We start from the raw sequence: 12,184 nt of genomic DNA, 5'->3' as shown, positions 1-12,184 counted from the left end.
GATGACATCGCCCACCGCGATGTCCGGGTAAGGCGAGCCGCTGCCGGACGCGGACCTGATGACAATCGGCACTCCCGCTTCGGCAACGTCTTTGTCCACCCCGCCGTTGACGATTTCCGGGGGAATGTACATGTACAGGTTGGAGTGACCAAGGCCCGGGTCGATGTCCTGGCCACCGGGGAGTTCCAGTTTGACGAAGAGGTTGAGGGGCTTGTCCGGACGCTCTTCTTTTTGATTGGGCTGTTTGATTTCGTAGGTGAGTTCGTAAGAACCTGACTGCAGATGACGGGGAGCCACCCACAAGAGGGTCGGTTGCTTGAGCTCGGCTTCGTCAATGATGGGACGCCCGTCGACCTCACGGTCATTGAGCAGCAGCTTGACGGTATCTCCAACGGCCTTGCTGGCCCAGACGGGGATGACAACAAGCAGGCCGAGGTCGGGAAAAGTGAACACCGCCGCCCGGTTGATCCCCCACTGGCCGGAAGGCAGGAGGCGCCCGAGCACTAGCGGGTCCAGCAATGAATGGGGGGCAGAGATTTTCATCTTGGGCTGAACGAGCATGGTCGGAACTCCAAGCGAACTGTCGGGAGACAAAGGGCGTGGAGTTATTCAGCGCTGAAGATGACGGCTCTGGCTACTGTCAGAAATTACAGGTACGAGGCCTTTTCGGATGAGCGGTAAGGCATGGCCCGACGGATAAAAAGACGCTTCCCGGCCTCCCTTGGCGCCTTCTGTGTCAGTCGCGGGCAGTGCCTGCAGGGCTTGAATGAGAGGGTTGCCAGCCGTACCGGCCTCTTCGCGAGCAAGCCCGCTCCCACAGTTTTAGCCGGGTGTTGCTGTAACCATCGGCTCAGCGCATTTCGATGTGGGCGCGGGCTTGCTCGCAGCGGCAGTTCCTGCCGATCAGGCACTATCAAGCGGCGTGGGGTGAGCCGGGCAGGGTGGCGGTATGTTCAGGCGAATACATCCAGCGCATCAACGAATGCCGGCCGCTGATCCCCAGTTTGATTGCGGCGCGCTTGAGGTAACTTTCCACCGTGTTGACCTTCAACTGCAACTGCTCGGCCAGCTCCGGTGCGGTACGCCCGGCGAGCAGGCCGATGCACACCTCGGTTTCGCGATTGGACAGGCTCAGGCCCAGTTGCTGTAAACGCTCGTTGAAACGCAGCCGCAGGTTTTCCAGGCCCTGGTGCGCGCCATCAGCGCTGGGCGACGGGTCTTCGGTGTTGGTCTGCTGGGGTTGCAGGGCGTGAATGTGTTTTTCCACCATCGGCAACAGCACCGGAGATATGTCCTGCAACAAACTCTGCTCCTGAGCCGAGAATCGTTGCGACTGGTCGTTGCGATACACCGAAATCACGTAGCGGTAGCCGTCCTTGCGCCGGGTCAGGTGTAGCTGCGAGGCGTCGGCGCTGGCCGCGTCTGGCGTGTCTATCGGCTCGCTCGAGCGTGCGGCAATCTGTTCGCAGAATACCGTTTCAGCCTGCTGGGCCGAGTCTTGGCAGGTTTCCGGCGAGTTGCGATGGACGGGGCGGCCCACCGGCTCGACGCGCATCTGGCGAATGTGTGTGGCGTCCACCGCCAGTTGTGTCTGGATCAGGTCATGCAGCATCCGCGGAAAGTGCCGGCTGCCGGTGCTCGCAATGACTTTACCGATGTGGGGAAACAGGTGTGAATTCATAAACATCATCCATGAGTTGCAGGTGAAACAGTCCCATTCCTGACCTGCGTCGAGCATGTTCCCTGGTCGGCGCAAATGTCAGGATGTGGATCCTATCCTAGTACAACGTTTGAAAGACGGTTTAATGAAGGTGTTATTAGCTCATAACCCGTCGCCATCGACTTTGCTTGCAATCAAGTTTACGCGTCACTTGATTGTCCGCTTCAAGTTGACAGTGAAACGCTTTTCAACCGATTTATCGGTTCCGGTCGTGTCAGTAATCTGTGCCCATGTTCAACGCAACGCCAACTACCTCAACCAAGAAAAGGGATTCAAACATGAGCACTGCAACCTACAACCGCCTGAACAAAGACGACGCCGTAGTCCTGCTGGTCGACCACCAGACCGGTCTGATTTCTCTGGTTCAGGACTTCTCGCCGAACGAGTTCAAGAACAACGTCCTGGCGCTGGCCGACCTGGCAAAATTCTTCAACCTGCCGACCATCCTCACCACCAGTTTCGAACAAGGCCCCAACGGCCCACTGGTTCCGGAACTGAAAGAAATGTTCCCCGATGCGCCGTACATCGCCCGCCCAGGCCAGATCAACGCCTGGGACAACGAAGACTTCGTCAAGGCGATCAAGGCCACCGGCCGCAAGCAGATCATCATCGCCGGTGTCGTGACCGACGTCTGCGTCGCATTCCCGACTCTGTCGGCACTGGCCGAAGGCTTCGATGTGTTCGTCGTCACCGACGCCTCCGGCACCTTCAACACCACCGTCCAGCAAGCCGCGTGGAGTCGCATGACCCAGGCCGGTGCACAAATGATGAACTGGTTCTCGGTCGCCTGTGAGCTGCACCGCGACTGGCGCAACGACATCGAAGGGCTGGGCAATCTGCTGTCGCAGCGGATTCCGAACTACCGGAACCTGATGAACAGTTACTCGGCGTTGACCGCGCAGCGAAAGTGACTGCAGCGTTGTGAACGTGAAAGCCTGCCCTGAAAAGCAGGCTTTCTTTGTTTGCGCCGCGGCATCAACGTTACTACCCGGCGCGATGAACCGAGCGCTGGCTTCTGCGGTTTTTTTGATCAGACTCAGCTGGGTTTTCCCTGACGTTTACGGCTAATCTGCGCACTCGCTGACGACAACAAGACAAAAACAGGAGTCACTGATGCAACCGATCCGTCTCGGTCTGGTGGGCTACGGCAAGATTGCCCAGGATCAACATGTTCCGGCGATCAACGCCAATCCCGGATTTCGTCTGGTGGCGGTCGCCACGCAAGGTAAACCCTGTGCCGGGGTGGAGAACTTTCACTCGTTGAGCGAGTTGCTGGAGAACGGCCCCGAGGTGGATGCGATTGCGTTTTGTACGCCGCCGCAAGGTCGGTTCGCACTGGTGCAGCAGGCGCTGGCCGCCGGCAAGCATGTGTTGGTGGAAAAACCGCCGTGCGCCACGCTGGGCGAGGCGCTGGCCCTGGTCAGTCAAGCGCAGCAACAGGGTGTCAGTGCGTTGTTCGCCTGGCATTCGCGCTACGCCCCCGGCATTGAAGCCGCCCGCGACTGGCTCGCCAGCCGCACATTGCAAAGCGTGCAGATCGACTGGAAGGAAGACGTGCGCAAGTGGCATCCCGGGCAGACGTGGATCTGGCAACCCGGTGGTCTGGGCGTTTTCGATCCGGGCATCAATGCCTTATCGATAGTCACCCGTTTGCTGGCGCAGCCATTGTTTGTCGAAGCCGCCGAACTGCGCGTACCGGAAAACTGCCAGTCGCCGATTGCCGCGTCGATCAAGATGTCCGACGCGAACCGACTCGACGTGCAGGCCGAGTTCGATTTCGACCACGGTCACGACGAACTCTGGAGCATCGAGATGCGCTGCGCCGAAGGAGTGCTGCGCTTGGATAACGGCGGGGCGCTGCTGAGCATCGACGGCGTGCGCCAAGTGGTGTCGGAAGAGGGCGAGTACACCGCGGTGTATCGGCACTTTCAGCAACTGATTGGCGATCGGGCCAGCGACGTCGATCTGCAGCCTCTGCGGCTGGTGGCTGACAGTTTCTTTGTCGGCAGCCGGGTGGCAGTCGAACCGTTTTATGACCCGGCACGTTGATCAGTTGAAGCGGGAGAGCTGTCGCGTGATGACCGCGAACCTGAGCGTCAGGCCTAAGCTAATGCAAAAAGGGTATTTGTTCGTGGTTTTTAAGATCGTTTAGTTTTGTCTCACGACGAATCAAACGCATCAAACCGATAGACCCCCGATTGCCATGACGGCACACGCTGAATCGATCAAAGGCTCTTCAGGTTTGGTTCACACGGGAGTGAATCATGCCGCATACCCTCGATATCACCACGCTGCCGACGCTGGACCTTTCGTTGTTCGAAGGCACCGCGCAACAGCGTTATGAATTTCTTGAAAACCTGCGTCACGCCGCGCGTGACGTCGGCTTTTTCTATCTCACCGGCCATGGCATCGACAGCCACCTGCTCAAGCAGGTGCAGGATCACGCCCGGCAGTTCTTCGCCTTGTCCGAGCACGAAAAGACCGCCGTCGGCATGATCAATTCGCCGCATTTTCGCGGTTACAACCGTGCCGCTTCCGAGATCACCCGTGGTCAACCCGACTGGCGTGAGCAGTTCGATCTCGGCGCCGAGCGCGAAGCGTTGCCGCTGGACGCGGACAGTCCGTTGTGGGCGCGCTTGCAGGGGCCCAACCAATGGCCGGCGGCGCTGCCAGAGCTCAAACCGCTGCTGCTCGAATGGCAACAGGCGATGACGCGCATGGCGTTGCGCCTGCTGCGTGCCTTCGCCCAGGCGCTGTCGCTGCGGGCGGACGCGTTCGATCAGTTGTACGGCGACAAGCCCAACGAACACATCAAATTGATGCGCTATCCAGGCCAGGCCGCCAGCGCGAGCCAGCAGGGCGTCGGCGCGCACAAGGATTCCGGGTTCCTCAGCTTTCTCCTGCAAGACCAGCAGGCCGGGTTGCAAGTGGAGGTCGAGGAGGGGCGCTGGATCGATGCGCTGCCCCGCGACAACACGCTGGTGGTGAACATCGGCGAACTGCTGGAACTGGCCACCAACGGCTATCTGCGCGCCACGGTGCATCGGGTGGTGTCGCCGCCCGCAGGCAGCGAACGCTTGTCCATCGCCTTCTTCCTCGGCGCGCAACTCGATGCTGTGGTGCCGCTGTATCCGTTGCCCACCGCGCTGCTGCGCGAAGCGCGTGGCCCGGCGAGTGATCCGCTCAATCCGTTGTTTCGCGATGTCGGCTGGAACTACCTCAAGGGTCGGTTGCGTTCGCACCCCGACGTCGCCCGGCGCTTCTATGCCGACGCGCTGATGCCCGCCGCACCGGCTCGTAAAACCGCCAACGCCTGATTCATCACTCGCTCAAGGACTCCGCTCATGTTGAAAAAAGCAGGTTTGACCCTGGCCGTGCTCGGCGCGCTGGTGACTTCGTTCGGCGCGCACGCACTGGAGCCGTTGCGCGTGGCCGCCGACCCGGTGCCCCACGCGCAGATTCTCGCGTACATCCAGACAATCGATCCGCAACTCAAGCTCAAGGTCATCGAGATTCCCAACGGCGTGAACTCCAACGAGCTGTTGGTGCATGGCGATGTCGATGCCAATTACTTCCAGCATCTGCCGTACCTGAAATCCCAGGAACAAGCGCTGGGGCAGAAACTCGCGGTGGCCGCCACGGTGCATATCGAGCCGTTGGGCATCTATTCGCGCCGGCACAAAAGCTTCGCCGAGGTGCCGGAAAAAGGCACCGTCGCCGTGCCCAACAACGTCACCAACCTGAGCCGTGCGCTGTACCTGTTGCAGGACAACGGCCTGATCAAACTCAAGCCCGGCTTCAAGGATCCGGCAGCCGATCAGGCCACGCCCAAGGACATCGCCGAGAACCCGAAACAGCTGAAGATCCTTGAAATCGAATCGCCGCAAATTCCTCGGGCCCTGGACGACGTCGACCTTGCGGTGATCAACGGCAACTACGCGCTGGGAGCCGGACTGGTGCCGGCCCAGGATGCGCTGGGGCTGGAAAAGGCCGAGCACAATCCGTACGCCAACATTCTGGTGACCACGCCGACACTGCAGAACGATCCGCGCATTGCGCAACTGGCCAAAGACCTGACCTCGCCGCAAGTGGCGAAATACATCACCGATAACTTCAAGGGTTCGGTGATTCCGGTGGAGGATGGCAAGCCATGATCGTCGTCGAGCAGTTGAGCAAGACCTACCCGTCGGCGCCGGCACCAGCACTGGATCAGGTGTCGCTGAGTATTCCCGACGGCGCGATCTACGGCATTCTCGGGCGCAGCGGGGCGGGCAAGTCGACCCTGTTGCGTTGTCTCAATCTGCTCGAACGCCCGGACAGCGGGCAAATTCTCATCGACGGCGTGGACCTGCTGACCTTGTCGCCCAGCGACCTGCGCCGCCAGCGGCAGCGCATCGGCATGATTTTCCAGGGCTTCAATCTGCTGCACTCGCGTACCGTCTTCGACAACATCGCCGTGCCGCTGGAAATCGCCAACGTCGGCAAACCGTGGCGCCATGTGCGGGTGCGCGAACTGCTGGAACTGGTCGGTTTGACGGACAAGGCGCAAGCCTTTCCCTCGCAGTTGTCCGGTGGGCAAAAACAACGGGTGGGGATCGCCCGCGCGCTGGCTGCCGAGCCTGCGTATCTGCTGTCGGACGAAGCCACCAGTGCGCTGGATCCGCAAACCACGGCGTCGATTCTTGAGCTGCTGCGCGACATCAATCGGCAACTGGGCGTGACCATAGTGCTGATCACCCATGAGCTGGAGGTGGTCAAGTCGATCTGCGATCACGCGGCGTTGATGGCGGACGGGCGCCTGGTCGAGTCCGGCCCGGTGCCGCGTTTGCTCGCCGATGCGCAATCGAGTCTCGGCATTTCGTTGCGTCCGACCTGCGGCCTGCCGCTGGGCCACGACATTCCCGGGCTCAGCTTCCTCAAGCAATACGGCGTGCGGGCGGCCCAGTCATGAACCGCACGATCAACTGGGATGAAATCCTGCAACTGGTGTTCAACGCCACCGGCGAAACTCTGTACATGGTCTTGCTCGCGGGGCTGTTCACGCTACTGATCGGTTTGCCGCTCGGGGTGTTGCTGTTTGTCAGTCGCCGCGACGGCCTGTGGCCGCTGCCACGGCTCAATGCCGCGCTGGGTTCGCTGGTCAATCTGGGGCGCTCGCTGCCGTTTGTGGTGATGTTGATTGCACTGATTCCGCTGACCCGACTGGTGGTCGGCACCACCCTCGGCAGCACCGCTGCGGTAGTGCCGATCACCATCGGCGCGTTTCCGTTTTTTGCGCGGATCGTCGAGAACGCGCTGGATGAAGTCGACAAGGGCCGAATCGAAGCGATCCTCGCCATGGGCGGCGACATCCGTCATGTGATTTTCAAAGTGCTGCTGCCCGAAGCGCTGCCCGCGTTGCTGGCGGGGATCACTCTGACGCTGGTGATGCTGATCGGTTTTTCATCCATGGCCGGGGTGATTGGCGGTGGCGGCCTCGGTGATCTGGCGATCCGTTATGGCTATCAGCGTTTCAACAATGAAGTGATGGTCGCCACCGTGGTGGTGCTGGTCATTCTGGTGCAGGGCGTGCAGAGCCTGGGCGACCGGCTGGTGCGTTCGCTGGCCCATCGACGTTAAGGAATTTTATGAGTGTCGTCGTGGCCCGCGCGCCGCTGATTCAGGTGCGTGAACTGAGCAAAACTTTTGGCTCGAACCGCGCACTGGATCGCGTCAGCCTGCAGATTCATCCCGCCGAAGTGGTGGCGTTGCTCGGTGCCAACGGTGCCGGAAAATCGACGCTGGTGAAAATTCTCGCCGGCAGCCAGCGCGCCGATGGCGGCGAGATTTACATCGACGGCCAGCCCCGGCAATTCAGTTCGCCGCTGTCGGCACGCCGGGTCGGGATTGTCGCGGTGCATCAGCAGATCAACGAGGGCATTGCGCCCGGTTTGAGCGTGGCGGAAAACCTGCTGCTCGATGAGTTGTGCAAGCCCGACGCAGACTTCTGGCTCAATCGCCAACGCTTGCTGGAACGCGCCGCGAGTATCGCCGCCGGGCTGGGTCTGGTGTTGCCGCTGGAGCAGCCGATTGAACACCTGGGCCAGGCCGAACGGCAGTTGGTGGTGCTGGCGCGGGCCTTTGCCTTACAGCCGCGCCTGCTGATTCTCGATGAACCGACCGCAGCGTTGTCGGATGCCGAGGCGCAGCGCCTGTTTGGTCTGATCGACACTTTGCGCGGTCGTGGGGTGGCGATTATCTACATCTCTCATCGCCTGTCCGACCTGCAACGGGTAGCGGACCGCGCCATTGTCCTGCGCGATGGGCGACTGGCCGGAGAATTCAGCGCACGGCGGTTACCCGAGGCGGTGCAGGCGATGCTCGGGCAGGCGCTGGACGGGCATGTCTACACGCCCGGCAGCGTGGGCCGAAAAGTCCTTGGTGTGCGCGGTTTGCAGATTTTGCCGCGCTCCAGGCGTTTCGATTTCGACCTGCACCAAGGCGAAGTGGTGGTACTGACCGGGCTGCTCGGCGCTGGCAAAAGCGAGATCGCCGAAGTGCTGTTCGGCTTGCGCAAAGCCGTGGCTGGCAGCCTGCAACTGGACGGCATGGACTGGCTGCCGGGTTCGCCAAGGGCGGCGATTCGCAGCGGTGTGTTTCTCGCGGCGGAGGATCGCGCCAGTCAGTCGCTGGTGCCGGATTTCTCTCTTCGCCGGACCCTGACGCTGCCGTTTCTGCAGCGCTTCACCCGTGCCGGGTTCATTCGCAACCGCGCCGAAGCTGCAGCGGTCGAGGCGCAAGTCGCGGCGCTGGGGATCAAGACCGCCGGCATCGAGGTGCCGATGAGCGCGCTGTCCGGCGGCAATCAACAGAAGGTCGTGCTTGGCCGCTGGCTGCTCGGGGACGGGCGGGTGTTGATTCTCGACGAGCCGTTTCAGGGCGTCGACGTGCGCGCTCGCCGCGAGATCGGCCAACTGTTGCGCGACAGTGCCGGCGGCCGCGCGACCCTGGTGATTTGCGCCGATGTCGATGAAGCTCTGGAAATCGCCGACCGCATTCTGTTGGTGCGCGATCACGCGGTGGTCGCCGAATACCCGCGCGCCGGTCTTGAACGCGCGACCCTGGTCGCTGCGCTGGCCGGCAGCGACGCTAGCGAAAATCCCTTTCATGCCACGCCAAGGAGCAGAGCGAGTGCCTGATTCGAGTTCATTGTTGTCGTCCGCTACGGCACCCGCCGAGCGCCTGTTGCACGCGCTGATCCGCTACGGCCTGTTGTGGCTGCTGGCGCTGATCGTGGTGTTTTTCAGTGTCGCGGAGCCGGCGTTTTTGCGCGTCGGCAATCTGTTCAGCATCTTGCAGTCGGTGTCGATCGTCGCACTGCTGGCCCTCGGTGTGACCCTGACCATGGCGGTCGGCGGACTTGATCTGTCGATTGGGGCGGTGGCGGCGATGAGCCTGATGATCGCCAGTTACGTGATGGTGGTGCTCGGTTGGGGCGCGGTGCCGGCGGTGCTGATCAGTCTGGCCGGTGGCGCACTGGTCGGGCTGCTCAATGGCTGGCTGATCGTCAAGCTGCGGGTGCCGGACATTCTCGCGACGCTGGGCAGCATGTTTCTGGTGATCGGCGTGCAACTGATTCCCACGGGCGGACGCTCGATTGCGGTGGGCATGACCTTGCCCAGTGGCGTGGAAACCGAGGGCACGTTCAGTACGGCGTTTCTCGCCCTCGGCCGCGGACGCTTGTGGGAAGTGGTGCCGGTGCCGGTGTTGATCACCGCGCTGGTGGCGCTGGCGGTGTGGCTGTTTCTTGAGCGCACGCGCATCGGCCGGTTGTTTTATGCGATTGGCGGCAACGAGCAGGCAGCGCGATTGGCAGGCGCGCCAGTGCAGCGCTTCAAGTTGCTCGCGTACGTGCTCTCGGCGTTGCTCGCCTCGCTCGGCGGGTTGCTGTTGGCGGCGCGCCTGGGTCGGGGTGATGTCAGCTCCGGCAACGGTCTGGTGCTCGACGCCCTCGGCGCGGCGCTAATCGGTTTTGCCGTGCTCGGAGCGAAGAAGCCCAATGCGTTCGGCACGTTGGTCGGCGCACTGTTGGTGGCGTCGCTGCTCAACGGTCTGACCATGCTCAACGCGCCGTACTACGCGCAGGATTTCGTCAAGGGACTGGTGCTGGTGCTGGCCCTGATGTTCACCTTCGGCCTCGCGCATCGGGCGCGCTGAGCCGGTTCATTTGTCGCTGCAAGGAAGATGTATGCACGGTTCAATCAAGCAGTTCGCACGCCATTGCCTCGCCGGCGCGGTGCTCTCGGCGTTGGCTTTGAGCGCTCAGGCCAAGGCATTGCCGGGTGCTCCGGCGCCGTTCGATAAAGGTCAGGTGCAAATCGCGCTGGTCGGCTATCTGTTTTCCGGGGACTTTCCCGAGGCGTATCTGCGCGGCGTGGAGAAACAGACCGAGGCGCTGGGGGCCAATCTGCGGGTGTTCGATGCGCGGCAGCAGGCGGCGAGTCAGGGCGAGATGATCGATCAGGCGATCGACCTCGGCGTCGACGGGATCATCGTGCAACTGGGCCTGGCGGAAACCCTCAAGGGACCGATTGACCGGGCGATCGCCAAAGGCATCAAGGTGGTGGCGTTCGACGTCGATCTGAACAGCCCGCAAGTGACTCAGGTCGAGCAGGATCACCATGCACTGGCGCGACTGGCGCTGGATCAGGCGGTGAAGGACAACGGCACGCGGTTCGATGCCGGTTACGTGTACATCAGCGGCTTCACGCCGATGGAGCGCCGCGACGAGATCTGGAGTCAGGTGAAAAAGGCCAATCCGGGCATCATCGAGAAGGCGCGTTTCGGCACGCTCAACCCGCCGATTGCCAACTCGGTGGCGGATCAGGCCAGCGCGGTGTTGCGCGCCAATCCGGATATCAGCGTGATCTTCGCGCCGTTCGACGAGTTTGCCAAAGGCGCGAAGATCGCCGTCGACGAGGCCGGGCTGGGGCGCAAGGTGAAGATCTACAGCGCCGACATCTCCACCGCCGACATTCAGATCATGAAAGAACCGGACAGTGCCTGGGCGGCGACCGCCGCGGTCAATCCGCAAGTGGCGGGGGCGATCAGCGTGCGCAGTCTGGCGATGTTGATTGCCGGCGAAAATCCGGGACATCAGGTGTTGGTGCCACCGACCCTGATCACCCGTCAGCAGTTGCTCGATCTGGACGTGAAAAACGTCCGCGACCTGGCGCAGAAACTCCCGGCGTTCGGTGATACCGCCAACGTGGCGCGGGCCGAGTGGATTCCTGTGGCGAACTGAATGCCGCCGTTATCAGCGGGTGATGCGCTGTATGCGCGGCAGGCATTCTGGCGCGCTTGGGAGTGAATATGCACAACAAAGCCATGCGCTTGCGCAACAGCCGCGCACCCAAGGCTGATCCGGCGCTCGGTCAACGCTTGCCGCCGGGGCAGGTGTTGACGGAGCGGTTCCCGATCCTCCACGAAGGCACGGTGCCGGAGTATGAGTTGGCAACCTGGTCACTGCGCCTGTTCGGCAAGGTCGGGCGTGGCGTCGAGTTGAGTTTTGCCGACCTGCAGGGTTTGCCGCAACGCCAGTTGCAATGTGACATTCATTGCGTCACACGCTGGTCGAAGTTCGACACGCAGTGGAGCGGGGTGCATCTGCAGGATTTGCTGAGCGAGCTCGATATCCAGCCCGCTTCACGTTTTGTCATGGCCCACGCCGATCACGATTACCAGACCAACCTGTTGCTGGACGACCTGCTGCACCCGGACAGCCTGCTCGCCACCCATTACGCCGGCCAACCCTTGACCGCTCGGCACGGCTGGCCGCTGCGGCTGGTGGTCGCCGGGCGCTACTTCTGGAAGAGCGCCAAATGGTTGCGCGGTCTGGAGTTTGTCGACGAAGAACAACCCGGTTTCTGGGAGCGCAACGGCTTTCACCTGCACGCCGATCCGTTTGCGGAACAACGCTTCAGTGCGCAGGCCCTGGACATCGCCGCGGATGCCTGGCTGGAAAAGGAATTCGACTAAAGGTTTGCGCATGTTTGCAGTCAACATCTCGGGTGACTGGACTGGCCCCTTCGCGAGCAAGCCCGCTCCCACATTGGATCTGCGGTGGATGAAAGCAATGTATTCACCCCGATCAACCTGTAGGAGTGAGCCTGCTCGCGATGGGGCCCGGACATTCAACTGCTTCGGTGGCTGATATACCGCTATCGCGAGCAGGCTCACTCCTACATTGGATCTGTGATGGATGATAACTATGCGTTTACCCCGATCAACCTGTAGGAGTGAGCCTGCTCGCGATGGGGCCCGGACATTCAACTAATTTGGTGGCTGATACACCGCTATCGCGAGCAGACTCACTCCTACATTGGATCTGTGGTGGATGAGAAGTCAGTGTTCACCCAGTCAAACCTGTGGGAGCGGGCTTGCTCGCGAAGGGGCCAGCCCAGTCGATATTTTCGGTGACTGAAC

The 12,184-nt window shown here is 61.6% G+C and carries 11 protein-coding genes and 1 pseudogene; 10 read left to right on the top strand and 2 right to left on the bottom strand.

What is annotated here, in order from left to right; genetic code table 11:
• Together ACM6I7_RS11295 and ACM6I7_RS11290 are read right to left on the bottom strand one after the other, a co-directional pair.
• A pseudogene (locus ACM6I7_RS11295) lies at window positions 1–561 on the bottom strand (hypothetical protein); the annotation flags it as partial.
• A gap of 352 nt (window positions 562–913) precedes the next feature.
• Entirely contained in the window at window positions 914–1,681 is a 768-nt protein-coding gene (locus ACM6I7_RS11290; protein WP_414888589.1) for a helix-turn-helix transcriptional regulator, read from the bottom strand.
• 317 nt (window positions 1,682–1,998) lie between these two features.
• Between ACM6I7_RS11290 and ycaC the strand changes: the two genes are divergently transcribed.
• The 10 genes from ycaC (at window position 1,999) to ACM6I7_RS11240 (ending at window position 11,737) form a co-directional block, all read left to right on the top strand.
• A complete protein-coding gene (ycaC, locus tag ACM6I7_RS11285) occupies window positions 1,999–2,631 on the top strand; it encodes an isochorismate family cysteine hydrolase YcaC (RefSeq protein WP_414888588.1) in 633 nt (210 codons plus the stop codon).
• 202 nt (window positions 2,632–2,833) lie between these two features.
• Window positions 2,834–3,769 (top strand): Gfo/Idh/MocA family protein, encoded by a 936-nt coding sequence (locus ACM6I7_RS11280; RefSeq protein WP_414888587.1) that lies wholly within the window; start codon window positions 2,834–2,836, stop codon window positions 3,767–3,769.
• Between the two features lie 215 nt (window positions 3,770–3,984).
• Window positions 3,985–5,037: an isopenicillin N synthase family dioxygenase gene (locus ACM6I7_RS11275; protein ID WP_414888586.1), complete on the top strand. Its 1,053-nt coding sequence runs from the start codon at window positions 3,985–3,987 to the stop codon at window positions 5,035–5,037.
• Window positions 5,038–5,064: 27 nt separating this feature from the next.
• The gene (locus tag ACM6I7_RS11270) at window positions 5,065–5,874 is read left to right on the top strand and encodes a MetQ/NlpA family ABC transporter substrate-binding protein (protein WP_414888585.1); all 810 of its coding nucleotides are present in this window, start codon (window positions 5,065–5,067) and stop codon (window positions 5,872–5,874) included.
• The gene (locus ACM6I7_RS11265; protein ID WP_183785173.1) at window positions 5,871–6,671 is read left to right on the top strand and encodes a methionine ABC transporter ATP-binding protein; all 801 of its coding nucleotides are present in this window, start codon (window positions 5,871–5,873) and stop codon (window positions 6,669–6,671) included. The genes ACM6I7_RS11270 and ACM6I7_RS11265 overlap by 4 nt, the downstream gene beginning before the upstream one ends.
• Window positions 6,668–7,339: a methionine ABC transporter permease gene (locus tag ACM6I7_RS11260; RefSeq protein WP_414888584.1), complete on the top strand. Its 672-nt coding sequence runs from the start codon at window positions 6,668–6,670 to the stop codon at window positions 7,337–7,339. The genes ACM6I7_RS11265 and ACM6I7_RS11260 overlap by 4 nt, the downstream gene beginning before the upstream one ends.
• Before the next feature lie 8 nt (window positions 7,340–7,347).
• Window positions 7,348–8,898, top strand: coding sequence for a sugar ABC transporter ATP-binding protein (locus ACM6I7_RS11255; protein WP_414888583.1), 1,551 nt, complete (start codon window positions 7,348–7,350; stop codon window positions 8,896–8,898).
• Complete coding sequence (locus ACM6I7_RS11250) at window positions 8,891–9,916, top strand: ABC transporter permease (RefSeq protein ID WP_414888582.1); 1,026 nt, start codon at window positions 8,891–8,893, stop codon at window positions 9,914–9,916. The genes ACM6I7_RS11255 and ACM6I7_RS11250 overlap by 8 nt, the downstream gene beginning before the upstream one ends.
• Window positions 9,917–9,947: 31 nt before the next feature.
• Window positions 9,948–11,003 (top strand): substrate-binding domain-containing protein, encoded by a 1,056-nt coding sequence (locus tag ACM6I7_RS11245; RefSeq protein WP_007966380.1) that lies wholly within the window; start codon window positions 9,948–9,950, stop codon window positions 11,001–11,003.
• Between the two features lie 68 nt (window positions 11,004–11,071).
• On the top strand, window positions 11,072–11,737 hold the full coding sequence (locus ACM6I7_RS11240) for a sulfite oxidase-like oxidoreductase (protein ID WP_414888581.1): 666 nt from the start codon (window positions 11,072–11,074) through the stop codon (window positions 11,735–11,737).
• Window positions 11,738–12,184 lie beyond the last annotated feature (447 nt).

It is taken from the genome of Pseudomonas sp. IT-93MI4, assembly GCF_949767635.1.
Taxonomy (GTDB): Bacteria; Pseudomonadota; Gammaproteobacteria; order Pseudomonadales; family Pseudomonadaceae; genus Aquipseudomonas; species Aquipseudomonas putida_A.
Note: the sequence above shows the minus strand (reverse complement) of the source record. Positions and strands in the feature narration are given on the sequence as shown.